Origin of the sequence: Vibrio sp. 1180_3, from assembly GCF_029478545.1 — a bacterium.
Classification (GTDB): domain Bacteria; phylum Pseudomonadota; class Gammaproteobacteria; order Enterobacterales; family Vibrionaceae; genus Vibrio; species Vibrio aestuarianus.
In genome coordinates this window covers 17,476-41,278 of record NZ_SJFM01000023.1, presented here as the reverse complement: position 1 = coordinate 41,278, position 23,803 = coordinate 17,476, and the positions used below count along the sequence as shown (strand labels likewise).

22 protein-coding genes are annotated in these 23,803 nt (G+C 43.8%); 17 read left to right on the top strand and 5 right to left on the bottom strand.

What is annotated here, in order from left to right; genetic code table 11:
- Position 1: 1 nt before the first annotated feature.
- Together glyS and EYW48_RS14225 are read left to right on the top strand one after the other, a co-directional pair.
- Positions 2 to 2,068: a glycine--tRNA ligase subunit beta gene (gene glyS, locus EYW48_RS14230; RefSeq protein WP_277432581.1), complete on the top strand. Its 2,067-nt coding sequence runs from the start codon at positions 2 to 4 to the stop codon at positions 2,066 to 2,068.
- A 213-nt stretch (positions 2,069 to 2,281) separates the two neighbouring features.
- The gene (locus EYW48_RS14225) at positions 2,282 to 3,532 is read left to right on the top strand and encodes a valine--pyruvate transaminase (protein ID WP_053308879.1); all 1,251 of its coding nucleotides are present in this window, start codon (positions 2,282 to 2,284) and stop codon (positions 3,530 to 3,532) included.
- Positions 3,533 to 3,614: 82 nt separating this feature from the next.
- Here the strand turns inward: EYW48_RS14225 and EYW48_RS14220 are convergent, their stop codons facing one another.
- The 5 genes from EYW48_RS14220 to dnaA all read right to left on the bottom strand — a co-directional run bounded on the left by EYW48_RS14220 (position 3,615) and on the right by dnaA (position 10,621).
- On the bottom strand, positions 3,615 to 4,052 hold the full coding sequence (locus EYW48_RS14220) for an Hsp20 family protein (RefSeq protein WP_053308878.1): 438 nt from the start codon (positions 4,050 to 4,052) through the stop codon (positions 3,615 to 3,617).
- A gap of 463 nt (positions 4,053 to 4,515) precedes the next feature.
- Positions 4,516 to 6,936: a DNA topoisomerase (ATP-hydrolyzing) subunit B gene (gyrB, locus tag EYW48_RS14215; protein ID WP_168780408.1), complete on the bottom strand. Its 2,421-nt coding sequence runs from the start codon at positions 6,934 to 6,936 to the stop codon at positions 4,516 to 4,518.
- 18 nt (positions 6,937 to 6,954) lie between these two features.
- A complete protein-coding gene (recF, locus tag EYW48_RS14210) occupies positions 6,955 to 8,034 on the bottom strand; it encodes a DNA replication/repair protein RecF (protein WP_171979824.1) in 1,080 nt (359 codons plus the stop codon).
- A 9-nt stretch (positions 8,035 to 8,043) separates the two neighbouring features.
- Positions 8,044 to 9,144 carry a DNA polymerase III subunit beta gene (gene dnaN, locus EYW48_RS14205; RefSeq protein WP_176246125.1) on the bottom strand — a complete coding sequence of 367 codons (1,101 nt, stop codon included), beginning with the start codon at positions 9,142 to 9,144 and terminating at the stop codon, positions 8,044 to 8,046.
- Positions 9,145 to 9,217: 73 nt separating this feature from the next.
- On the bottom strand, positions 9,218 to 10,621 hold the full coding sequence (gene dnaA / locus EYW48_RS14200) for a chromosomal replication initiator protein DnaA (protein WP_053308874.1): 1,404 nt from the start codon (positions 10,619 to 10,621) through the stop codon (positions 9,218 to 9,220).
- Positions 10,622 to 10,929: 308 nt separating this feature from the next.
- Here dnaA and EYW48_RS14195 point away from each other — a divergent pair, with 308 nt between their 5' ends.
- From EYW48_RS14195 to atpB, 15 genes are all read left to right on the top strand, one after another.
- A complete protein-coding gene (locus tag EYW48_RS14195) occupies positions 10,930 to 11,679 on the top strand; it encodes an amino acid ABC transporter substrate-binding protein (protein ID WP_168523843.1) in 750 nt (249 codons plus the stop codon).
- Positions 11,680 to 11,751: 72 nt separating this feature from the next.
- Complete coding sequence (locus tag EYW48_RS14190) at positions 11,752 to 12,423, top strand: amino acid ABC transporter permease (protein WP_053308872.1); 672 nt, start codon at positions 11,752 to 11,754, stop codon at positions 12,421 to 12,423.
- Positions 12,420 to 13,157: an amino acid ABC transporter ATP-binding protein gene (locus tag EYW48_RS14185; RefSeq protein WP_053308871.1), complete on the top strand. Its 738-nt coding sequence runs from the start codon at positions 12,420 to 12,422 to the stop codon at positions 13,155 to 13,157. Before EYW48_RS14190 ends, EYW48_RS14185 begins: the two co-directional genes overlap by 4 nt.
- Positions 13,158 to 13,363: 206 nt before the next feature.
- Positions 13,364 to 13,501 carry a 50S ribosomal protein L34 gene (gene rpmH / locus EYW48_RS14180; protein ID WP_010319951.1) on the top strand — a complete coding sequence of 46 codons (138 nt, stop codon included), beginning with the start codon at positions 13,364 to 13,366 and terminating at the stop codon, positions 13,499 to 13,501.
- 12 nt (positions 13,502 to 13,513) lie between these two features.
- Complete coding sequence (gene rnpA / locus EYW48_RS14175; RefSeq protein WP_080996273.1) at positions 13,514 to 13,870, top strand: ribonuclease P protein component; 357 nt, start codon at positions 13,514 to 13,516, stop codon at positions 13,868 to 13,870.
- Positions 13,837 to 14,097 (top strand): membrane protein insertion efficiency factor YidD, encoded by a 261-nt coding sequence (gene yidD / locus EYW48_RS14170; RefSeq protein WP_080996272.1) that lies wholly within the window; start codon positions 13,837 to 13,839, stop codon positions 14,095 to 14,097. The genes rnpA and yidD overlap by 34 nt, the downstream gene beginning before the upstream one ends.
- A gap of 2 nt (positions 14,098 to 14,099) precedes the next feature.
- On the top strand, positions 14,100 to 15,719 hold the full coding sequence (gene yidC, locus EYW48_RS14165) for a membrane protein insertase YidC (RefSeq protein ID WP_176313145.1): 1,620 nt from the start codon (positions 14,100 to 14,102) through the stop codon (positions 15,717 to 15,719).
- Between the two features lie 113 nt (positions 15,720 to 15,832).
- Positions 15,833 to 17,194: a tRNA uridine-5-carboxymethylaminomethyl(34) synthesis GTPase MnmE gene (gene mnmE, locus EYW48_RS14160; protein WP_277432580.1), complete on the top strand. Its 1,362-nt coding sequence runs from the start codon at positions 15,833 to 15,835 to the stop codon at positions 17,192 to 17,194.
- 43 nt (positions 17,195 to 17,237) lie between these two features.
- Positions 17,238 to 17,672 (top strand): FMN-binding protein MioC, encoded by a 435-nt coding sequence (gene mioC / locus EYW48_RS14155; protein ID WP_274672367.1) that lies wholly within the window; start codon positions 17,238 to 17,240, stop codon positions 17,670 to 17,672.
- Between the two features lie 481 nt (positions 17,673 to 18,153).
- Complete coding sequence (gene mnmG / locus EYW48_RS14150; RefSeq protein ID WP_176246128.1) at positions 18,154 to 20,052, top strand: tRNA uridine-5-carboxymethylaminomethyl(34) synthesis enzyme MnmG; 1,899 nt, start codon at positions 18,154 to 18,156, stop codon at positions 20,050 to 20,052.
- Positions 20,049 to 20,681 carry a 16S rRNA (guanine(527)-N(7))-methyltransferase RsmG gene (gene rsmG / locus EYW48_RS14145; protein ID WP_171979813.1) on the top strand — a complete coding sequence of 211 codons (633 nt, stop codon included), beginning with the start codon at positions 20,049 to 20,051 and terminating at the stop codon, positions 20,679 to 20,681. The genes mnmG and rsmG overlap by 4 nt, the downstream gene beginning before the upstream one ends.
- Before the next feature lie 15 nt (positions 20,682 to 20,696).
- The gene (locus EYW48_RS14140) at positions 20,697 to 21,470 is read left to right on the top strand and encodes a ParA family protein (RefSeq protein ID WP_277432579.1); all 774 of its coding nucleotides are present in this window, start codon (positions 20,697 to 20,699) and stop codon (positions 21,468 to 21,470) included.
- A gap of 24 nt (positions 21,471 to 21,494) precedes the next feature.
- On the top strand, positions 21,495 to 22,376 hold the full coding sequence (locus EYW48_RS14135) for a ParB/RepB/Spo0J family partition protein (RefSeq protein ID WP_171979812.1): 882 nt from the start codon (positions 21,495 to 21,497) through the stop codon (positions 22,374 to 22,376).
- 189 nt (positions 22,377 to 22,565) lie between these two features.
- Positions 22,566 to 22,955 carry a F0F1 ATP synthase subunit I gene (locus tag EYW48_RS14130; protein WP_053308862.1) on the top strand — a complete coding sequence of 130 codons (390 nt, stop codon included), beginning with the start codon at positions 22,566 to 22,568 and terminating at the stop codon, positions 22,953 to 22,955.
- Between the two features lie 8 nt (positions 22,956 to 22,963).
- Positions 22,964 to 23,794, top strand: coding sequence for a F0F1 ATP synthase subunit A (gene atpB / locus EYW48_RS14125; protein ID WP_053308861.1), 831 nt, complete (start codon positions 22,964 to 22,966; stop codon positions 23,792 to 23,794).
- The last annotated feature ends 9 nt before the right edge of the window (positions 23,795 to 23,803 follow it).

The following is a 23,803-nucleotide window of genomic DNA, read 5'->3' as shown; positions in this document are numbered from 1 at the left end:
GATGGCAAAAGAATTTCTAATTGAATTAGGCACTGAAGAGCTACCACCGAAACAACTTCGCACCTTGGCAGAAGCGTTTGCCGCCAACTTTGAAGCGGAATTGAAAACGGCGGATCTGGCTCATGAAGGTATAAAATGGTTTGCAACTCCTCGCCGTTTAGCACTGAAGGTAGCCAACCTAGCACAAGGTCAAGCCGATAAAGTCGTTGAAAAACGTGGCCCTGCTATTTCAGTGGCGTTTGATGCCGATGGCAATCCAACCAAAGCTGCACAAGGCTGGGCTCGTGGTAACGGTATTACCGTTGAGCAAGCTGAGCGCCTAAAAACAGAACAGGGCGAATGGCTGCTGTTCAAACAAGAAGTGAAAGGCCAACAAGCTAAAGCGATTGTGGTTGAACTAGCTGCAAAAGCACTGGCTAACTTGCCTATCGCAAAACCTATGCGTTGGGGTGATAAAGAAACACAATTTATCCGCCCAGTAAAAACACTGACGATTTTGATGGGTGATGAGCTGATCGAAGGTGAAATTTTAGGTGTAGCCTCTGCGCGTACCATTCGTGGTCACCGCTTTATGGGTGAATCAGAGTTCACCATCGACGACGCATCACAATACCCTGCGATTTTAGAAGAGCGCGGTAAAGTAATTGCTGATTACGATGCACGTAAAGCAACCATTATTGCTGGCGCTCAACAAGCAGCACAACAAGTGGGTGGCGCTGCGGATCTCGAAGATGATCTGGTTGAAGAAGTCACGTCATTGGTTGAATGGCCAGTGGTTTTAACCGCTAAATTTGAAGAAAAATTCCTCAAAGTACCGTCAGAAGCTTTGGTTTACACCATGAAAGGTGACCAAAAATACTTCCCAGTGTATGACGCAAATAAAAAGCTACTGCCTAACTTTATCTTCGTTTCTAACATCGAGTCGAAAGAGCCTCGTCATGTTATCGAAGGTAACGAGAAAGTGGTTCGCCCACGCTTAGCGGATGCTGAGTTTTTCTTCAACACTGACCTAAAGAGCAAACTGGTTGATCGTCTGCCTCAGCTTGAGACAGCTATTTTCCAAAAGCAATTAGGCACGATTAAAGACAAAACAGACCGTATCACTGAGCTTGCAGGCTACATTGCAGAGCAAATCGGCGCAGACGTTGAAAAATCAAAGCGTGCGGGCTTACTCGCTAAATGCGATTTGATGACGTCAATGGTATTTGAATTCACCGATACTCAAGGTGTGATGGGCATGCACTATGCGCGTCACGATGGTGAAGCAGAAGAAGTCGCCATTGCTTTGAACGAACAATACATGCCTCGTTTTGCTGGCGATGATCTGCCAACAAATGGCGTATCCTCAGCGGTTGCCATGGCGGATAAACTGGACACCATAGTAGGTATCTTCGGTATTGGCCAAGCACCAAAAGGCAGTGACCCATTTGCTCTACGTCGTGCTTCTTTAGGTGTGCTACGTATTATCGTTGAATACGGCTATAACTTGGATTTAGTTGACCTAGTTGCTAAAGCTAAGTCTCTATTCGGTGATCGCCTAACTAACGACAGTGTTGAGCAAGATGTGATTGAGTTTATGCTCGGCCGCTTCCGTGCATGGTATCAAGATGAAGGTTTCAGTGTAGACATTATCCAAGCCGTACTGGCTCGTCATCCGACTAAACCAGCCGATTTCGACAAGCGTGTTAAAGCGGTTTCTCACTTCCGTGAACTGGAAGCAGCAGAAGCACTGGCAGCGGCAAATAAACGCGTTGGTAACATTTTGGCTAAATTCGATGGTCAATTAGCCACTGAAATCAACCTAACCCTGCTTCAAGAAGATGCAGAAAAAGCGTTAGCGGAAGAAGTGGAAGTGATGACTGAAGCGCTTGAACCCGCCTTTGCCACTGGTGATTACCAGCAAGCATTGAGCAAACTAGCAGCACTACGCGAGCCAGTTGATGCCTTCTTCGATAACGTAATGGTGATGGCAGATGACGAAGCATTGAAGCAAAACCGCTTAACGCTTCTTAACAACTTGCGTAACCTATTCCTGCAAATTGCTGACATTTCACTGCTGCAGAAGTAATGAATTAAGTCAACGACCACAGGTTAAACTATTGAAGCCCAACTCCATCGAGTTGGGCTTTTTTTTCGCTGCTATTCCTATTTTCACTCTGCACACAAATAGTGCTTTGCCTCACAAAAACATTGCGGTATGTTCAAAGACTATCCGATTGGCATGGGACGGTTCCATGCTCCGTTACGTAAGCAAATACAATAATGAATTAGGCAATAAGCAATGCAGTTTTCGAAATTTGGTGAAAAATTTAATCAGTATTCTGGTATTACCCAACTAATGGATGATCTTAATGACGGCCTACGCACCCCAGGAGCAATCATGCTCGGTGGTGGTAACCCAGCCGCCATTCCCGCCATGCTCGATTACTTTCACCAAGCCAGTGCCGATATGCTCAGCAGTGGCGAATTGCTCGCTGCATTAGCCAACTACGATGGCCCGCAAGGTAAAGACCTGTTCATTAAATCACTCGCCAAGTTGTTACAAGAGACTTATGGCTGGGATATCAGCGAAAAAAATATTAGCCTAACCAATGGCAGTCAAAGTGGCTTCTTCTACTTATTTAACTTATTTGCTGGCCAACAGCCTGACGGATCACACAAGAAAATTTTGCTCCCCCTAGCACCGGAATACATCGGTTATGGTGATGCTGGCATTGATGAAGATATTTTTGTCTCTTACCGCCCTGAAATTGAAATGCTCGATAATGGTCTCTTTAAATACCATGTCGATTTTGAAAAGCTGACAGTCGATGATTCCGTCGCGGCTATTTGCGCCTCTCGCCCGACCAACCCAACCGGTAATGTGTTAACGGAAGAAGAGATCCATAAACTGGATAAACTTGCGCGCGCTAACAATATCCCTCTGATCATCGACAACGCTTACGGTGTTCCCTTTCCCAATATTATTTTTGAAGAGATTGAACCCTTTTGGAATGACAACACCATTCTGTGTATGAGTTTATCGAAATTAGGGTTACCTGGTGTACGCTGCGGTATTGTGATTGCCAGTGAGACTATCACCCAAGCATTAACCAATATGAATGGCATTATTAGCCTAGCGCCAGGCAGTATCGGCCCTGCTATCGCCAACCATATGATTGAAAATGGTGATCTATTAAGGCTTAGCAGCGAGGTTATTAAGCCCTTCTACAAACAGAAATCGCAACGAGCCGTAGAGTTACTGCAACAAGCGATTAGCGACCCACGTTTTCGCATTCACAAACCAGAAGGCGCTATCTTTTTATGGCTTTGGTTTGATGAGTTGCCCATTACCACGATGGAACTTTACCAACGTTTAAAAGCGCGCGGGGTATTGATTGTACCGGGAGAGTATTTCTTTATCGGTCAACAAGATGATTGGCAACACGCGCATCAATGCTTGCGTATGAACTACGTGCAAGACGATGCCGCGATGCAAAAAGGCATTCAAATTATCGCACAAGAGATTGCACTGGCTTATCAGCAATCATAGTGATTGAGCAGAAATAGATGTAGCCACCATTAAAAAGAGCGCCAATTGGCGCTCTTTCACTACTTTATGCTTAATGGGTCACTTAGTTATTCTCAAGTAAGCTTTTACCATTAATCGCTATTTTACGTGGCTGCATTGCTTCAGGTGTTTCACGTTCCAAATCAACGTGCAGTAAACCATTTTCCATCGTTGCACCGATCACTTTAACGTAATCCGCTAATTGGAATTTACGCTCAAAATCGCGTTCAGCAATACCTTGATAGACGTAATTTTTATTCTCTTCAGCTTTACGCTCACCACGAACAATCAACATATTTTCTTGCTGAGTAATATCGATATGCTCTTCAGCAAAACCAGCAACCGCCATGGTGATACGATACTTATTTTCACCTTGTTGTTCGATATTGTACGGAGGGTAACCCGCTGAAGTGTTTTTCGCTGAGTTGGCTTCCATCATATTTAATAGACGGTCAAAACCAATTGCGTTGCGGTATAAAGGAGTGAAATCTACAGTTCTCATATTACTATCCTCATCATAAGCAATAGTCCTAGCTGCGAGTTTCCAACAAAGCAAAGCTCTGCGGCAGCTAAGGGATTCTCAGCCATTCCACTGGCGATATTGCGCAGGGACATGGTTTAGAATCTAGGTTCAAATTAGTGTGCTAAACGATACATCCTCTTATGAGCGATGTTGTTCTAGCGATTCCAGAGGTCTGTTTCTTCTCTATTGAGCAAGACAGCGACCCTCTTCACAACTAGATATATGGATTGAATAAAATAGTTTCAAGAGAAAATTTTAAAAATTTTAAAAATTTTTTCAAACTCATATTTTTCAATAAGTTAAAAACAAAAATACCGCCTTAAAAGACGGTATTCTCAATTAACTTCGCTTTCTTTATCGAAAGCTAGATAGGATTAATTCAAGGAGAAGGCGCAGAATTTATAGGTATAAATACACACCTTCAACACAAAAATCAGTTCATCTATACGTCGAGGTTAGCCACTTTCAGTGCATTCTCTTCAATGAACGCACGACGTGGCTCAACTTGGTCACCCATTAGCGTAGTAAACAGTTCATCAGCGCCAACAGCGTCCTCAATGGTGACTTGCATCATACGGCGAGAGTCTGGGTCCATAGTGGTTTCCCAAAGTTGGTCAGGGTTCATTTCACCCAAACCTTTGTAACGTTGTAGTGAAAGACCACGACGCGACTCTTTGATCAACCAATCTAATGCTTCTGTGAAGCTAGAAACTTCTTGAGTACGCTCGCCACGTTTTACATAAGCGCCTTCTTCAATCAAACCATCTAATGCTTCTGATAGATCCGCTAAACGACCGTATTCTTTCGAGTTTAATAGATCCAAAGAAACCACATATTCGTGCATCACACCGTGAGTACGAACCACCAGCTTAACAATGCTCACACCCAACTCTTCGTGTTTTTCCACTTCAAGTGAGTATTGGCTTGCACCGACTTCTTTGGCGTTGAGTTGCTCTACCAGTTTTTCACCCCAAGCCTGCACTTGGTTGGCATCTTTAGACATCTCTGCGGTTAAACGAGGGATGTAAGTTAACTCGTTGATCATCGCATATGGGTAACGACGGCTCATGCGCTTAACCAGTTTCATACATTGATTGTATTGAAGCACCAGCTTTTCAAGTGGACCACCCGCTAAAGCAGGAGCATTGGCGTTGACATAAAGCTCTGCATTATCCAAAGCAAGACCTGCTTGATACAGCTCCATCGCTTCTTCATCTTTAATGTATTGCTCTTGCTTACCTTTCTTCACTTTGTAAAGTGGTGGCTGAGCAATATAGATGTAACCACGTTCAATCAACTCTGGCATTTGACGGTAGAAGAAGGTCAATAGTAGCGTACGGATGTGAGAACCATCGACGTCCGCATCGGTCATGATGATGATGTTATGGTAACGCAGTTTATCTGGGTTGTATTCGTCACGACCAATACCACAACCAAGGGCAGTGATAAGCGTGGCAACTTCTTGAGAAGAAAGCATTTTATCAAAACGTGCTTTCTCAACGTTGAGGATTTTACCTTTCAACGGCAAAATCGCTTGGTTTTTACGGTTACGTCCCTGCTTGGCTGATCCGCCAGCAGAGTCTCCTTCCACTATGTACAGTTCAGAAAGAGCAGGATCTTTTTCTTGGCAATCGGCCAGTTTACCCGGCAGACCAGCTAAATCTAACGCGCCTTTACGACGAGTCATGTCGCGAGCTTTACGCGCCGCTTCACGAGCACGAGCCGCATCAATAATTTTGCCACACACGATTTTTGCTTCCGTTGGGTTTTCAATTAAGAATTCCGACAACTTCTCACTCATCGCTGATTCAACCGCTGATTTCACTTCGGATGAAACCAGTTTGTCTTTGGTTTGGCTGGAGAATTTTGGATCTGGCACTTTTACCGATACAACCGCCGTTAAGCCTTCACGAGCATCATCACCCGAAGTCGCCGCTTGCGCTTTTTTCGAGTAACCTTCTTTGTCCATGAAGTTATTGAGCGTACGTGTCAATGCACCACGGAAACCGGCTAAGTGAGTACCACCATCTCGTTGTGGGATGTTGTTGGTAAAACAGTACACCCCTTCCTGGAAACCATCATTCCATTGCATCGCAACTTCAACGGTAATGCCATCTTCTTCACGAGTATGGTCAAAGTAGAAAATCTTTTGGTGAATTGGGGTTTTATTGCGGTTTAGATGCTCAACGAAAGCACGGATACCACCTTCAAACATGAAGTGATCAGATTTATCTTCTTCACGCTCATCGGTTAATTTAATCGATACGCCAGAGTTTAGGAAAGAAAGCTCACGTAGACGTTTAGCTAGAATTTCGTAATGGAATTCAATGTTGGTGAAGGTTTCTTCACTTGGCCAGAAACGGATGCGAGTACCAGTTTCTTCGGTTTTACCGATCACAGCCAATGGTGCTTGAGGCACACCATGATGATAGATTTGTTGGAATATTTCGCCTTTACGCTTAATGGTCAGTTCCACTTTTTCAGATAGGGCGTTTACCACAGAAACCCCTACACCATGCAGACCACCAGAAACTTTGTATGAGTTATCATCAAACTTACCACCCGCGTGGAGTACCGTCATGATAACTTCAGCAGCAGAAACACCTTCTTCTTCGTGCATTTCCGTTGGAATACCACGGCCGTCATCGCTGACCGATACCGAGTTATCTTCATGGATGGTGATTATGATGTCTGAACAATGGCCTGCCAACGCTTCATCAATTGAGTTATCCACCACCTCAAAAACCATGTGGTGCAGACCGGTGCCATCATCAGTGTCGCCGATGTACATACCTGGACGTTTACGTACCGCATCCAGACCCTTCAGTACCTTAATACTCGATGAATCGTAATTATTCGACATCAGTTACTCTCTCACTATTTATCCGTGTCCTATTGTGCCATGTTCCACATGAAACATCTTGCTGTTTGACTCAATCATGTCTGCAACTTGGCTTTCAGTAATAGAACTTACAAAAACCTGAGCCCCCGTCGCTTTTAAGCAGTCTGCTAAGCGCTGACGACGTTGGCTATCTAATTCAGAAGCAAAGTCATCTATCAAGTAGATGCATTGCTTACCTGTCAATTGGGTAAGGTGCTGTCCTTGTGCAACACGCAGTGCACACACCATTAACTTCAACTGACCTCGTGATAAAACGTCTTCTACTGGCGTTCCATTCACTTTAATTCTTAAGTCCGCTTTATTCGGACCACTAAACGTGTAACCAAGCGATTGGTCACGCTCGAAGTTTTTTTCGAGGATTTGTTGATAAGGCGTGTCCTTATCCCAGCCTCTTGAATACTTCAATTGAATATCAAATTCGGGTAAAAAACCTTGGCATAACTCTTCAGCAACGAGTTTCATTTGTGCAACGTACGCACTACGCCAAACATCAATCTGTTCCGCTAAACGCGCCATTTCTTGATCCCAATAACTGAGTTCACGATAACTGGTCGCGGTTTTTAATAACGCATTACGTTGCTTATTGAGGCGCTTAAAACGCCCCCATGCATCATAGAAAGCAGGTTCAGTATGGAACACCCCCCAATCGATAAATGCACGCCGTTGTTTTGGTCCATCCGTCAGCAGATCAAACCCTTCAGGGTGAATCAACTGCAATGGTAAAACTTGCGCCAACTGTGCCAATTTTTGCCCAGATTGACCGCCTATTTTAACCTCTGTCGAGCCATCACGCTGCTTATTAATGCCAATTGGTAGCTCAAATTGATCCGAGGTCAAAAAACGCCCATGAACAAACAGTTCCTGACACTCGTTTTGAATCACTCGCCCCGTTAATGCGCTCTTAAATGAACGACCATGACCGAGTAAATAGATCGCTTCCAATACACTGGTTTTGCCGCTGCCATTCGGACCAACAAGAAAGTTAAAGCCTGCTGATAATGGAATATCACAGGCTTTAATATTACGAAATTGTTGAACGATGAGACGAGTAAGTGGCATTAAGCAAACTTAAAGTCGGATCGGCATCACGACATACATAGCACTGTCGTCATCGCGATTTTCAATTAATGCACTGGCATTGGCATCCGACATAGAAACACGCACCTGCTCACAACGCAATGTGTTGAGTACATCCAAGACGTAGCTGACGTTAAAGCCAATTTCAATAGCCTCACCTTCAAAGGTTACGTCTAACATTTCCTCGGCCTCTTCTTGCTCTGGGTTGTTGGCGGTGATACGCATTTCGTTATTAGCTAAATTCACGCGTACGCCACGGAATTTTTCATTAGACAAAATCGCCGCTCGCGAAAATGCCTGACGTAGTTCATCGCAACCTGTTTCTAGCGTTTTGTTGGTATGTTGCGGCATTACGCGGCGATAATCTGGGAATCGGCCATCGACAAGCTTAGAAGTAAAGACAAAGTTATTCACTTCCGCTCGTAGATTGGAACTACCAATTTGCAGTACGACAGGTTGTTCTGGTGCATCAAGCAGCTTCACTAATTCTTGCACCCCTTTACGCGGCACAATGATCTGCTTATTGGAGAAATCGGCAGCTAATGAAGTTTGAGAAACCGCCATACGGTGACCATCTGTTGCCACTGAACGTAATATTGAACCATCAATTTCAAATAGCATACCGTTCAAGTAATAACGCACATCTTGGTTGGCCATTGAAAACTGAGTTTTTTCAATCAAGCCACGCAGCTCTGCTTGTGTCACTTCAACTTCGACTTCACTTTGCCAATCTTCAATATTGGGGAAATCACTGGCTGGCAAAGTGGCAAGAGAAAAGCGACTACGACCAGAACGCATTTGGAGACGATCACCTTCTAAAACCACAGTGATCACCGCACTATCCGGTAAACCTCGACAAATATCCAAAAACTTACGTGCAGGAACCGTAATATTACCCGCTTCACAATCCCCTTCTAGGGTTACTCGGCTAATCAGCTCAACTTCAAGATCGGTGGCTGTCATCGACAACACATTTTCTTCCACTTTAAGCAGTAAGTTACCAAGAATAGGCAAAGTTGCACGTCCGCCTAACGTGCCAGAAACTTGCTGAAGTGGCTTAATGAAGTGGCTACGTTCAATAGTAAATTTCATAGTTAGCTCTTACGATGTTATCGGGCGATACCCAGACCGTGGGTAAAAATAGCTGATATCTGCAGCTTGTACATCAAGAAGAAAGCGTACGAATCAAATTCGAGTAATCTTCTTTAATGTCATGACTCTCTTCACGCAACTGCTGTATTTTACGGCAAGCATGCAGCACTGTGGTATGGTCTCGACCACCAAATGCATCACCAATTTCAGGTAAGCTGTGGTTGGTAAGTTCTTTTGCGAGTGCCATCGCTAATTGACGAGGACGTGCTACGGAACGAGAGCGGCGTTTAGAAAGTAAATCCGCGACTTTGATTTTGTAATATTCCGCCACAGTCTTTTGAATATTGTCTATGGTGACTAATTTTTCTTGTAACGCCAGCAGATCACGCAGTGCTTCACGAACAAAATCAATCGTAATAGGACGACCAGTGAAGTTAGCGTTAGCGATAACGCGGTTCAAAGCTCCTTCCAGCTCACGAACATTAGAACGCAGACGTTTTGCAATAAAGAAAGCCACTTCATCGGCTAGATGAATTTGGTGATCTTCAGCCTTCTTCATTAAAATCGCGACTCGCGTTTCAAGCTCTGGTGGCTCAATGGCAACCGTTAGCCCCCACCCAAAGCGCGATTTAAGGCGATCTTCCACACCGTTAATCTCTTTTGGATAGCGATCGGAAGTCAGAATGATTTGTTGGTTGCCTTCTAATAGCGCATTGAAGGTATGGAAAAACTCTTCTTGAGAACGCTCTTTATTAGCAAAAAATTGAATGTCATCGATCAATAACGCATCGACACTACGGTAATAGCGTTTGAATTCTTCAATTGCATTATTTTGTAATGCTTTCACCATATCTTGCACAAAACGCTCTGAGTGCATGTAGATCACTTTCGCATTCGGATTGTTATCGACAATCGCATTGCCGACTGCGTGCAATAAGTGCGTTTTACCAAGGCCAGTACCACCGTACAAAAACAGTGGATTATAAGCAGCCCCAGGGTTATCTGACACTTGACGCGCAGCAGCCAAACCCAATTGGTTTGATTTACCTTCAACAAAGTTATTGAACTTGTGCTTAGGGTTAACGTTTGAACGGTGGTTGATATCTGCCACCACAGTATCGTTTTCCCAAGTACGGTGCACTGGCTTACGCGCTTGCAATTGCGCCGGTGCTGACGATTCGGCCGCGACATCAGCAGGCGTACGTACAGGCGCTGTTTTTGGCGCGCTGACTCGACGACTGCCCACTTCAAAACGCAAGCTTGGAGTATCGTTGCCACAATGCTCTTGCAATAAACGGTTAATGCTATTGATGTACTTATCACGCACCCAATCCAACACAAAACGGTTTGGGGCAAACAAAGTGAGAGTATTGTCATTAAGTTCCGCTTGTAACGGACGCACCCACATACTGAATTCTGCTGCGGGTAATTCTTCTTGAAGCTGTTGCAAACATTGCAACCATAGCGAAGATGACACGGTGCTCTCACTCTAAGTAAATGATCGAAAAGACTGGCGATTTTACCTGTTGATAACCAAGATCGCCAGCAATTGATCGAGGATCCAGTGAATAAGATCTAAGTTATTCACACAATTTAGGCTTGATTTTTGTAGATCTTCACAACTAACCTCTATTTTACCCACATAATGATCCACATATACAAAGATCAGTGTGAGTTATCCCCATTTTGCGATTACCTTCGGTTATGGCTAATAACAACTGGTTATTTATTCTATTGTGTCATTTACCAGTAACATCCTGCTCTATAAATATAAGGAGTCACAAGATGAAAAACTGGATTAAAATCGCGATTGCCGCAATTGCGCTATCGACAGCAACCGTACAAGCCGCCACTGAAATTAAAGTCGGTATGTCAGGTCGTTATTTCCCTTTCACTTTCGTAGAAAAAGACAAACTACAAGGCTTTGAAGTGGATGTATGGGATGAAATAGGTAAACGTAACGACTACCAAGTCGAATATGTTACATCAAGTTTTTCTGGGCTGTTTGGTTTACTCGAAACGGGACGAATTGATACCATTTCAAACCAGATCACCATCACCGATGCTCGCAAAGCGAAATATCTATTTGCTGACCCTTATGTGATTGATGGTGCTCAAATTACAGTGCGTAAAGGTAATGACAGCATTCAGGGCATTGAAGATTTAGCAGGCAAAACTGTCGCGGTGAATTTGGGTTCGAACTTTGAACAATTACTTCGCAGCTATGACAAAGAAAATAAAATCAATATCAAAACCTACGATACAGGTATTGAGCATGATGTTGCGCTTGGACGTTCTGATGCGTTTGTGATGGATCGTTTGTCAGCACTTGAGCTGATTAAAAAAACTGGTTTACCGCTACAACTAGCAGGTAAACCTTTTGAAACCATTGAAAATGCTTGGCCATTCGTCAACAACGAAAAAGGTCAAAAATTGCAATCTGAAGTGAACAAAGCATTGGCATCAATGCGTGCTGATGGCACTCTAAGTAACATTTCTGAAAAATGGTTCGGTGCTGATATCACCAACAAATAAGTCAGCGTATCGTTATATATATAGAGGTGGAATGGTTCATTCCACCTTTTCTTTTTATCTAAAGGTAAGTGCATGGGATTTGATTTTAACTACATGCTGGAGTTGATGCCGATACTGCTCAAGTATTTAGGCACCACAATGGAAATGGCAAGCTGGGGCCTAGTCTTTGCTCTGATTTTATCGGTCATTTTAGCCAATATTCGAGTGTTTAAAGTTCCGATTTTAAACCCGTTAAGCCAGCTATATATCAGTTTTTTCCGTGGTACGCCTTTGCTGGTTCAACTATTCCTGCTGTATTACGGTCTACCGCAAGTCTTTCCTTTCATGGTCGGATTAAACGCCTTTAGCGCTGCGGTGATTGGTTTAACCTTACACTTTGCCGCATACATGGCCGAAAGTATTCGCGCCGCAATTATCGGCATTGACCGCAGTCAAATGGAAGCGAGCTTATCGGTGGGAATGACCACCAGCCAAGCCATGCGTCGTATTATTTTGCCACAAGCGACACGTGTTGCTCTGCCTTCGTTGATGAACTATTTCATCGACATGATCAAATCCACCTCGCTTGCTTTTACTTTAGGTGTGGCGGAAATAATGGCAAAAGCGCAAATGGAAGCTTCTTCAAGTTTTCGCTTTTTTGAAGCTTTCTTAGCTGTCGCATTAATTTATTGGGCTGTGGTGGTGATTCTCACCCGCATCCAGATTTGGGCTGAAGAGAAACTCAATAAGGCGTATGTACGATGATCAAACTTGAAAATATTCATAAGCGTTTTGGGGAAACTGAGGTACTAAAAGGAATTAATCTCTCTATTGAGCAAGGTGAGATCATCGTCATTATCGGTTCTAGTGGAACTGGGAAATCAACCTTACTGCGCTGCGTAAATTTTTTAGAGCAAGCTGATCAAGGCAAGATAACCATTGATGATGTGACCGTCGACAGCCAAAAACCGACCAAAGCCGAGGTGCTTGCTCTGCGCCGCAAAACTGGGTTCGTCTTCCAAAACTACGCCCTATTTGCTCATATGACCGCCAGACAAAATATTGCTGAAGGGCTAATAACCGTACGAGGTTGGAAAAAGGACCAAGCTTTAGCTCGTGCACAACAAATTTTGGATGACATTGGCCTGAGTGATAAAGGCGATAGCTATCCCGCCGCGCTTTCCGGTGGACAGCAGCAGCGTGTAGGTATTGGCAGAGCAATGGCACTGCAACCAGAATTGCTATTATTTGATGAGCCAACGTCTGCTCTTGATCCTGAATGGGTCGGCGAAGTACTTGCTTTAATGAAGAAATTAGCAACACAGCATCAAACCATGCTGGTGGTGACTCATGAAATGCAATTTGCTAAAGAGGTCGCGGATCGCGTGATCTTCATGGCAAATGGCCACATTGTAGAACAAGGTTCTCCACAGGATATCTTCGATAATCCACAAGATCCTAAACTCAAGAAATTTTTAAATCAGGTCGGGATCGACTAAGGATCCTTGTGCTTTTAAGGAGACTGCGTATAATCGCCCGACCGGAATTTTAGTAAACCCAATCGTTGACACTTATTGTGACAGTGATTACAATTCCGCCTCTTTGTTGAGAGGCGTCGGATTCCTTTCTTTATATAAAGAAGAGAAATATGCCCACGCCGGGTTTCATTGAACCTAAAAACTACTGATCAGTAAGGTAATTACACATGTCTAAACGCACTTTTCAACCTACCGTTCTAAAGCGCAAGCGTACTCACGGCTTCCGTGCACGCATGGCAACTAAGAACGGCCGTAAGGTTATTAATGCACGTCGTGCTAAAGGCCGTGCGCGCCTGTCAAAATAATTCGCGATTATTTTGAATACGTACGCGTTCAATCGGGAGTTACGTTTGTTAACTCCCGAGCATTATAAAAAAGTCTTTCAGCAAGCGCATAGCGCAGGCTCCCCCCATTTCACAATTATTGCTCGCGAAAATTCTCTCTCTCATCCAAGATTGGGACTAGCCGTTCCGAAAAAACAGATCAAAACCGCTGTTGGTCGTAACCGCTTCAAGCGTCTCGCTCGCGAAAGTTTTCGCAACAAACAACATCAACTTCCAAATAAAGATTTTGTTGTCATTGCTAAAAAGAGCGCGCAAGATTTAAGCAATGAAGAAATGTTCAAACTATTAGATAAATTATGGCATCGCCTGTCTCGCCCTTCACGTGGTTAGCTATCGGATTCGTCCGTCTTTATCAAGGAATCATTAGTCCTCTCCTTGGACCACGCTGTCGTTTTACTCCAACCTGCTCTACATATGCGATAGAAGCGTTGAAAGGTCACGGTTTTGTAAAAGGGTGTTGGTTATCAGGCAAACGTCTATTAAAATGCCACCCTTTGAATGAAGGGGGTTTTGACCCCGTTCCACCACCAGTCCAAACACAAGACAGAGATAAATAACGATGGATTCTCAACGTAATATCCTGTTAATCGCCTTGGCATTGGTTTCTTTTTTACTTTTCCAGCAATGGCAAGTAGCTAAGAACCCAGCACCTCAAGCGGTTGAGCAGGCACAAAATAGCAGTACTTTACCTGCACCATCTATTGCTGATGAGTTAGACCCAACACCTACACAGAATGTGTCGGCAAAAACTATCACCGTCACGACTGATGTACTGACTCTGTCAATTGACACAGTTGGTGGTGATGTAGTTTCAGCTGAACTAAATCAGTACGACGCTGAACTTGATTCAGAAGACTCGTTTGTTCTACTTAAAAATATTCCTGGTCACCAATTTATCGCACAAAGTGGTTTAGTGGGCCCTCAAGGTATCGATTTAAGCAGCAACAATCGTCCAAACTATGCAGTTAGCGCTGACAGCTTTGCCCTAGTTGACGGTCAAGACGAACTGCGTATTCCAATGACGTATCAAGCTAATGGCCTTGAATACACCAAAACATTCATCCTTAAACGTGGTAGCTACGCGTTAGATGTTGAATTTGATGTACTCAACAAGTCAGGTAACAATGCGACACTAGGTATGTATGCTCACTTACGTCAAAATCTATTAGACGCTGGTGGCAGCCTAGCAATGCCAACTTACCGTGGTGGTGCTTATTCAACAGAAGAAACACGCTACAAAAAATACAGCTTCGACGATATGCAAGATCGCAACCTATCTCTTCCATTAGCCAATGGACAAGGTTGGGCGGCGATGATCCAACACTACTTTGCAACGGCGTGGATCCCACGTAACGAGGCTGGTTCAAATCTGTACACTCGTGTGATTGGCAATTTAGGTGATATCGGCGTACGTATGCCAAACAAAACCATCGCAGATGGTGACAAAGCGACGTTTTTAGCAACCTTGTGGGTTGGTCCAAAACTGCAAGATGAAATGGCTGAGGTTGCACCTAACCTTGACCTAGTGGTTGACTACGGTTGGCTATGGTTTATTGCTAAACCACTACACATGCTACTTTCATTTATTCAAAGCTTTGTGGGCAACTGGGGTGTGGCAATCATCTGCTTAACCTTCATCGTTCGTGGTGCCATGTACCCACTAACCAAAGCGCAATACACTTCTATGGCTAAAATGCGCATGCTGCAACCTAAACTGCAAGCAATGCGCGAGCGTATCGGCGATGACCGCCAACGCATGAGCCAAGAGATGATGGAACTGTACAAAAAAGAGAAAGTAAATCCACTCGGTGGTTGTTTACCTATCTTCCTACAGATGCCAATCTTCATTGCGCTTTACTGGTCATTAATGGAATCTGTTGAACTGCGTCATTCACCATTCTTTGGTTGGATTCATGACCTTTCAGCACAAGACCCATACTACATCTTGCCATTATTGATGGGTGTAAGTATGTTTATGATCCAGAAGATGAGCCCAACAACGGTAACAGATCCGATGCAGCAGAAGATCATGACCTTTATGCCGGTTATGTTTACGTTCTTCTTCTTGTTCTTCCCATCAGGCCTTGTTATCTACTGGTTGGTATCGAACATCGTAACTTTGATTCAACAAACTGTGATTTACAAAGCGTTGGAGAAAAAAGGCTTACACTCTAAGTAGTCACTCGTTGATGAAGTAAGACCGAACAAATTGAACAAAGGCGGCCAAAAGGTCGCCTTTTTGTTTTTGGCTGATTACAATTGCGCTAATCCAATCCTATTTTAGGTACAGTTATGTCTACAGATACCATTGTCGCCCAAGCAACAGCACCTGGCAGAGGTGGCGTGGGTATTATTCGCGTATCCGGCCCTCAAGCGGCTCAAGTAGCTCTTGAAGTCACAGGTAAAACACTAAAGCCTCGCTACGCTGAATATTTGCCGTTTAAACATCAAGATGGCAGCGAGCTTGACCAAGGCATCGCACTCTATTTTCCTAACCCTCACTCTTTCACCGGTGAAGATGTTCTAGAGCTGCAAGGGCACGGTGGTCCAGTGGTAATGGATATGCTCATCAAACGCATTTTGGCCATTCGTGGTGTGCGTGCCGCTCGTCCCGGTGAATTCTCTGAGCGTGCCTTTTTAAACGATAAAATGGACCTTACTCAGGCTGAAGCAATTGCAGACTTGATCGACGCAAGTTCTGAAGAAGCGGCGAAGTCAGCTCTCCAATCGCTGCAAGGTCAATTCTCAAAACGCATTCATACTTTGGTTGAATCACTTATTCACCTTCGTATTTATGTCGAAGCAGCGATTGATTTCCCAGAAGAAGAGATCGATTTCCTTGCCGATGGCAAAGTCGCAGGTGATCTACAAACCATCATCGATAACCTAGCGGCTGTGCGTAAAGAAGCCAACCAAGGTGCGATCATGCGTGAAGGCATGAAAGTAGTTATTGCAGGTCGCCCTAACGCAGGGAAATCAAGTTTGCTCAATGCTCTGTCAGGCAAAGACTCAGCAATCGTCACCGACATCGCAGGAACAACACGTGACGTGCTGCGAGAGCACATCCACATTGACGGTATGCCGCTGCACATTATCGATACCGCAGGCCTACGTGAAGCCTCTGACGAAGTAGAAAAAATAGGTATTGAACGCGCTTGGGATGAAATAGCTCAAGCCGATCGCGTGTTATTCATGGTTGATGGCACAACCACAGATGCAACCGATCCGAAAGAGATTTGGCCTGATTTTGTTGATCGCCTACCAGACAACATCGGCATGACGGTGATCCGTAATAAAGTCGATCAAACCAAAGAAGAATTAGGTATTTGTCACGTGAACTCACCAACGCTTATCCGCTTGTCAGCGAAAACAGGTGGAGGTGTTGATGCACTGCGTACCCACTTAAAAGAGTGCATGGGCTTTGCAGGTGGCAATGAAGGCGGTTTTATGGCTCGTCGTCGACATCTCGATGCCTTAGAACGTGCCGCGGAACACCTCAGTATTGGTCAGCAACAACTTGAAGGTTATATGGCCGGTGAAATCCTAGCGGAAGAGTTGCGTTTATCGCAACAGCATTTAAATGAAATTACCGGTGAATTTAGTTCAGATGACTTACTTGGCCGTATTTTTTCCTCGTTCTGTATCGGTAAATAACCACAAATAGGACCTCATTCCCTATTCGATAGAAGGCAATCTTATGATCCATATAATTACAGGCAGTACATTAGGTGGTGCCGAATACGTGGGAGATCATCTTAACGATCTGCTACAAGAGCAAGGTTATACCACAACTATCCACAACCAACCCAAGCTGGATGCTATCCCTGCTCAAGACATATGGTTGATCGTCACATCTACTCACGGTGCGGGAGACTATCCCGATAATATCCAACCTTTTATTGCTGCTCTTCAAACAACACCACCTAATACCAGCGCATTGAAATACGCGGTAGTGGCCATTGGTGATTCAAGCTACGACACGTTCTGCGCCGCTGGTAAGCATGCATTTGAACTGCTGGAAGATATCGGAGCCACTCCGCTCACTGATTGCCTCACTATTGATACGTTAGAATATCCAGTTCCAGAAGACGCGGCTGAAGCGTGGTTGAAGCAGCATATCGAACGATTCTAATCTTAATCTCTGTTGAGAAAGCGGCTGACTAGCCGCTTTTTTTATATCTATACAGATGTGAATAACTTTAAGTAAAACACCTAAAATCATTTAGTACATAAATCAAGCAAACTAATGTGTATAACTATACTCTTATCCGGTGATCAACCTATAGTTATCCCAATAACAACTTATCCATTGCACAGAGGGTGTGTATAAGTACCCATTTTGATCCCAGGTAATACCGAGTTAGATCATGTTAAGATCACAGTTTACGATCCTCTCAAGATCCATGATCTTGTTGATCATTTATTAGTTATCCACAGAAAGGCATGATCCTAATAATAGATCTAATAAAAGATCTCTATATAGATCTTATATATTATTAACTTACCAAGCCTCTAATTAAAAAGTCAGAAAGCGATTTTCTAGCCAAAGGAAAGAAGGTAGAATACGCCTCCTTTGTCAGTCCATACCTTCATTGAATACCTGAGGTCGGTGCATGCTTTATCACGAAAAATTTGACGTCATTGTGGTCGGTGGTGGCCACGCAGGAACGGAAGCCGCTCTCGCAGCAGCTCGTACTGGTCAAAGTACGTTATTGCTTACTCACAACATAGATACGCTAGGTCAAATGTCTTGTAACCCAGCTATTGGTGGTATAGGTAAAGGGCATCTAGTCAAAGAAGTCGATGCCATGGGTGGCCTTATGGCTCAAGCGATTGATCATGCAGGTATTCAATTTAGAACACTAAACGCATCAAAAGGCCCAGCGGTTAGAGCTACCCGCGCACAAGCTGATCGCGCTCTGTACAAAGCGTATGTTCGTGATGTTCTTGAAAACACTCCCAACTTAACCTTGTTTCAGCAAGCCGTAGATGATCTTATCGTTGAGAATGATCATGTAGTGGGTGTCGTTACTCAAATGGGCCTCAAATTCCACGCTAAAGCCGTTGTATTGACCGTTGGGACTTTTCTTGGAGGAAAGATCCACATTGGGTTGGAAAACTTCTCAGGAGGCCGCGCAGGCGATCCTCCATCGATCGCGCTGGCTGATCGTCTACGAGAATTACCTTTCAGAGTTGATCGTTTAAAAACGGGGACTCCACCACGTATTGATGCACGCAGCGTTGACTTTTCTGTTTTAGAAGCTCAACACGGCGACAATCCAACACCAGTGTTTTCATTTATGGGCCAGCGTAGTCACCACCCGCGTCAGATCCCGTGTTACATCACACACACCAATGAAAAAACACATGATGTGATCCGTGCCAATTTAGATCGCAGCCCAATGTATGCTGGGGTTATTGAAGGTATAGGCCCTCGTTATTGCCCATCGATTGAAGATAAAGTGATGCGTTTTGCTGACAAAAATAGTCATCAGATCTTTATCGAACCGGAAGGTTTAACTACAACCGAATTATACCCAAACGGCATCTCCACCAGCTTACCGTTTGATGTACAAATACAGATTGTTCGTTCAATGAAAGGCTTTGAAAATGCGCACATTGTTCGTCCAGGCTACGCAATTGAGTACGATTTCTTTGACCCACGCGATCTCAAACAAACCTATGAAACTAAATTTATGAATGGGTTGTTTTTTGCTGGTCAAATTAATGGCACTACCGGCTATGAAGAAGCTGCAGCACAAGGCTTGATGGCCGGATTAAACGCAAGTTTATATAGCCAAGACAAAGAAGGTTGGAGCCCACGCCGTGCTCAAGCCTACATGGGTGTGTTGATTGATGATCTTTCAACGATGGGTACCAAAGAACCTTACCGTATGTTTACTTCACGTGCGGAATATCGCTTGCTATTACGTGAAGACAACGCCGATTTACGTTTAACAGAACAAGCTCGAGAGTTTGGTTTGGTTGATGATGCTCGTTGGGCTCGTTTTAACCAAAAAATCGAAAATATGGAACTAGAGCGCCAACGCTTGAAAGAAACGTGGATGAATCCCAACTCAGTCGGTATCAACGAACTGAATGCACTTTTGAAAACGCCAATGTCGCGTGAAGCGAGTGGTGAGGATCTATTGCGCCGCCCTGAGATCACATACCAACAACTGACTTCTCTTGAAGCTTTTGCGCCAGCTCTTGAGGATCTTCAAGCGGCAGAGCAAGTTGAAATTCAGGTCAAATACGAAGGCTATATCCAACGGCAGCAAGATGAGATCAATAAATCTTTGCGTCATGAGCACACCAAATTGCCGCTAGATTTGGATTACAAGCAAGTCAAAGGGCTGTCGAATGAAGTCATTCTTAAACTGAATACCGCACAGCCTGAAACCGTTGGTATCGCTTCTCGAATTTCGGGTATTACGCCTGCTGCTATTTCTATCCTATTGGTTTATTTGAAGAAGCAAGGTGTTCTTAAAAAAGGAGATGATGCGGCATGAGTGAATTAAGAACGCGTCTGGATCAACTCGTTAGCCAAACCAATCTTGAAGTCAACGAACAACAACGCAACCAACTCGTTGGTTATGTTGAAATGTTGGATAAGTGGAACAAGGCTTACAATCTCACTTCTGTGCGTAACCCGATGGATATGCTTGTGAAACATATCCTAGATAGTATAGTGGTAAGTCCTCACTTACAGGGTGAGCGTTTTATTGATGTTGGCACAGGTCCTGGTTTACCGGGTATCCCTCTTGCAATCATGAACCCAGATAAAACATTTTTCTTACTCGATAGTTTGGGCAAACGCATTCGTTTTATTAAACAAGTTCTTCATGAGCTTGGTATTAAAAATGTGACAACAATCCAAAGTCGAGTAGAAGAGTTCCAGCCTGAAGTAAAATTTGATGGCGTACTTAGCCGTGCATTTGCTTCAATGCTGGATATGGTCGAATGGTGTCATCATTTGCCAAAAGAACAAACGGGCCTATTTTTAGCCCTGAAAGGACAACTGCCAGAAGAAGAAATAGCCACACTACCAGAGTGGTGTTCTGTGACCGATGTCAAAGCTTTGAAAGTTCCAGAGTTGGAAGGTGACCGTCATCTTGTAATCTTATCTCGCAAGGGATAACAGCGAGGCATATTTGTGGGCAAAATCGTAGCTATCGCCAACCAGAAAGGTGGCGTTGGAAAAACAACAACGTGTATCAATTTAGCGGCGTCTATGGCGGCGACTAAACGTAAAGTATTGGTGATTGATCTCGACCCACAAGGCAATGCAACAATGGCAAGTGGGGTTGATAAGTATCAAGTTGATGCGACAGCCTACGAGTTATTGGTTGAATATACACCATTTGATGATGTCGTCTGTCGCAAGACAACTGGTCATTATGATTTGATCGCAGCCAATGGCGATGTGACTGCTGCTGAAATTAAGCTAATGGAAGTGTTTGCGCGTGAAGTTCGCTTGAAAAATGCGTTAGCACCAGTTCGTGATAACTATGATTTCATCTTTATCGATTGTCCTCCTTCCTTAAACCTTCTTACAATCAATGCCATGGCCGCAGCGGATTCTGTTTTAGTGCCTATGCAATGTGAGTATTTTGCATTAGAAGGTTTAACTGCGTTAATGGATACCATTAGTAAACTGGCTGCGGTGGTTAATGACAACCTCAAAATTGAAGGATTACTTCGTACTATGTACGATCCACGTAATCGCCTAGCTAATGAAGTCTCCGATCAACTGAAAAAGCACTTTGGTAATAAAGTCTACCGCACAGTTATTCCTCGTAATGTTCGTCTTGCTGAAGCGCCGAGTCATGGTAAACCAGCAATGTATTACGACAAGTATTCAGCTGGAGCTAAAGCCTATTTGGCACTAGCTGGTGAAATGCTTCGTCGAGAAGAAATACCTGCATAATCTCACTTAAAGGAATTCGTCCACATGTCTAAACGTGGTTTAGGAAAAGGATTGGACGCTCTGTTGGCGACCAGTTCTCTTGCCCGTGAAAAACAGCAAGCGGCTTCATACAGTCAAGCGCTATCTTCTGATGGTGAATTAATGGATATTGCCATCTCAAGTTTAAAACCTGGCATGTATCAACCGCGCAAAGATATGTCTCCGGATGCTTTAGAAGAACTGGCTGCATCCATTCAATCACAAGGCATCATTCAGCCGATTGTTGTGAGAAATTTAGCTGCAGGTGGTTATGAAATTATTGCCGGTGAACGCCGCTGGCGCGCTGCAAAACAAGCGGGTTTAAAGCAAGTTCCTTGCTTGATAAAAAATGTTGATGATCGCGCTGCTATTGCGATGGCACTGATCGAAAACATTCAGCGTGAAGATCTGAATGTTATTGAAGAAGCGCAAGCACTTGAGCGCTTACAAGAAGAGTTTAAACTGACCCATCAACAAGTTGCCGATGTGATAGGTAAATCACGAGCAACCGTAAGTAACCTACTAAGGCTGAACCAGCTTGATGATGGTGTAAAACGTTTAGTTGAGTCGAAGCAATTAGAAATGGGCCATGCCCGTGCTCTTCTTATGCTTGAAGGTGAACAACAAACGGAAGTTGCTGAGCGCGTCGCCGAAAAGCAATTGACGGTTAGACAAACAGAACAATTAGTGAAAAAGTGCTTAACACAGACATCTGATCAAGAATTGCCCGCGGAAGACGCAGATGCACAACAAATGTCACAAAAATTAAGTGAAATGTTGGGGGCTAAAGTTTCAATTGTTCGCTCTAAGGGCGGTAAAGCTAAAGTGACGATTAGTCTTGATGAGCCTCACAAATTAGAGCAACTAATTGCCAAGCTTGAAAGCTAAATGAGATAATTGATTTAAATCAATTATGATAAAAAACATTTTTTATTTGAAAGTTGTCGGTTTGTAAACAAAATTGTAACTTTTTGCTGTGTTTCAATTGCAATCAGTTAGAGTGACCGTATAATTTTCGCCAATTTCCACTGCCCTATGTTGTAGATGAGCTGTGGACATTACTAGAGGTACGAATACATGGTAGCTGCGTTAGCTAGACCAGGACGAGAGCTTGCTAAGCAATTGTTAATGATCCAGTTTGGCGCGGTTATGGTTGTGGCAGCAGGGATGGCGGTGGCTGTAAATGCTGAATGGGGGCTTTCTGCGCTGGTTGGTGGTGGCATTTTTGTCATTGCGAATGCGGTTTTTGCGCTGTGTGCTTTTATGTTTAGTGGAGCTCGTGCTGCAAAGCAGATTGCGGCCTCTTTCTATACAGGTGAAGTACTCAAAATCCTTATCACAGTTGCACTGTTCTATGTTGCCTACATGTATATGCAGGTGGAACTTGTTCCCCTCAAACTAACCTATTTGCTGGCTCTAGGTATTAATATCTGTGCGCCAGTGCTATTCATTAACAACAAAAAATAGGATGAGTTATGGCTGCGCCAGGTGAAGCGCTAACATCGTCCGGATACATTGAGCACCACTTGACAAACCTGTCTCTTGCGAAGATTTCTGAGCATTACGATTTAGGTCTATCAATTAGTGAAACAAGTTTCTGGAACGTACATATCGATAGCCTGTTTTTTTCCTTGTTTACTGGCTTAATATTCTTATGGGTATTTCGTTCTGTATCAAAGAAAGCAACAGCGGGTGTACCAGGTAAGCTTCAGTGTTTTGTTGAAATGGTGGTGGAATTTGTCGATCAGAACGTCAAAGACACCTTTCATGGACGCAATCCACTTATAGCACCGCTGGCACTGACTATCTTTTGTTGGGTATTGTTGATGAACATCATGGATTTAATTCCAATTGATTTCTTACCGTATCCAGCAGAACATTGGCTTGGTATCCCTTATTTAAAAGTGGTTCCTTCTGCTGATGTGAATATCACCATGGCTATGGCTCTAGGCGTATTTGCGTTGATGATTTTCTACAGCATCAAAGTGAAAGGTCTAGGTGGTTTTGCGAAAGAATTGGCTTTACATCCATTCAATCACCCAATCATGATTCCGTTTAACCTACTAATTGAAGTCGTGTCGCTTTTAGCGAAACCTCTTTCTCTTGGGATGCGTTTATTCGGTAACATGTTCGCGGGTGAGGTTGTATTCATTCTTATCGCAGCGATGCTACCATGGTGGCTACAATGGATGGGTTCACTTCCGTGGGCTATTTTCCATATTCTGGTAATTCTGATTCAGGCTTTCGTGTTCATGATGTTGACTATCGTATATCTGTCAATGGCACACGAAGACAGTGATCATTAATTTTTTAAG

What these genes read in the sequence shown, in the direction of transcription:
- glyS (WP_277432581.1), top strand. Translation starts at nt 2, where the DNA reads ATGGCAAAAGAATTTCTAATTGAATTAGGCACTGAAGAGCTACCACCG.
- EYW48_RS14130 (WP_053308862.1), top strand. Translation starts at nt 22,566, where the DNA reads ATGGTAGCTGCGTTAGCTAGACCAGGACGAGAGCTTGCTAAGCAATTG.
- mnmG (WP_176246128.1), top strand. Translation starts at nt 18,154, where the DNA reads ATGCTTTATCACGAAAAATTTGACGTCATTGTGGTCGGTGGTGGCCAC.
- EYW48_RS14195 (WP_168523843.1), top strand. Translation starts at nt 10,930, where the DNA reads ATGAAAAACTGGATTAAAATCGCGATTGCCGCAATTGCGCTATCGACA.
- recF (WP_171979824.1), bottom strand. Translation starts at nt 8,034, where the DNA reads ATGCCACTTACTCGTCTCATCGTTCAACAATTTCGTAATATTAAAGCC.
- EYW48_RS14135 (WP_171979812.1), top strand. Translation starts at nt 21,495, where the DNA reads ATGTCTAAACGTGGTTTAGGAAAAGGATTGGACGCTCTGTTGGCGACC.
- yidD (WP_080996272.1), top strand. Translation starts at nt 13,837, where the DNA reads ATGGCATCGCCTGTCTCGCCCTTCACGTGGTTAGCTATCGGATTCGTC.
- gyrB (WP_168780408.1), bottom strand. Translation starts at nt 6,936, where the DNA reads ATGTCGAATAATTACGATTCATCGAGTATTAAGGTACTGAAGGGTCTG.
- EYW48_RS14220 (WP_053308878.1), bottom strand. Translation starts at nt 4,052, where the DNA reads ATGAGAACTGTAGATTTCACTCCTTTATACCGCAACGCAATTGGTTTT.
- EYW48_RS14190 (WP_053308872.1), top strand. Translation starts at nt 11,752, where the DNA reads ATGGGATTTGATTTTAACTACATGCTGGAGTTGATGCCGATACTGCTC.
- EYW48_RS14225 (WP_053308879.1), top strand. Translation starts at nt 2,282, where the DNA reads ATGCAGTTTTCGAAATTTGGTGAAAAATTTAATCAGTATTCTGGTATT.
- yidC (WP_176313145.1), top strand. Translation starts at nt 14,100, where the DNA reads ATGGATTCTCAACGTAATATCCTGTTAATCGCCTTGGCATTGGTTTCT.
- mioC (WP_274672367.1), top strand. Translation starts at nt 17,238, where the DNA reads ATGATCCATATAATTACAGGCAGTACATTAGGTGGTGCCGAATACGTG.
- mnmE (WP_277432580.1), top strand. Translation starts at nt 15,833, where the DNA reads ATGTCTACAGATACCATTGTCGCCCAAGCAACAGCACCTGGCAGAGGT.
- dnaN (WP_176246125.1), bottom strand. Translation starts at nt 9,144, where the DNA reads ATGAAATTTACTATTGAACGTAGCCACTTCATTAAGCCACTTCAGCAA.
- rsmG (WP_171979813.1), top strand. Translation starts at nt 20,049, where the DNA reads ATGAGTGAATTAAGAACGCGTCTGGATCAACTCGTTAGCCAAACCAAT.
- atpB (WP_053308861.1), top strand. Translation starts at nt 22,964, where the DNA reads ATGGCTGCGCCAGGTGAAGCGCTAACATCGTCCGGATACATTGAGCAC.
- EYW48_RS14185 (WP_053308871.1), top strand. Translation starts at nt 12,420, where the DNA reads ATGATCAAACTTGAAAATATTCATAAGCGTTTTGGGGAAACTGAGGTA.
- rpmH (WP_010319951.1), top strand. Translation starts at nt 13,364, where the DNA reads ATGTCTAAACGCACTTTTCAACCTACCGTTCTAAAGCGCAAGCGTACT.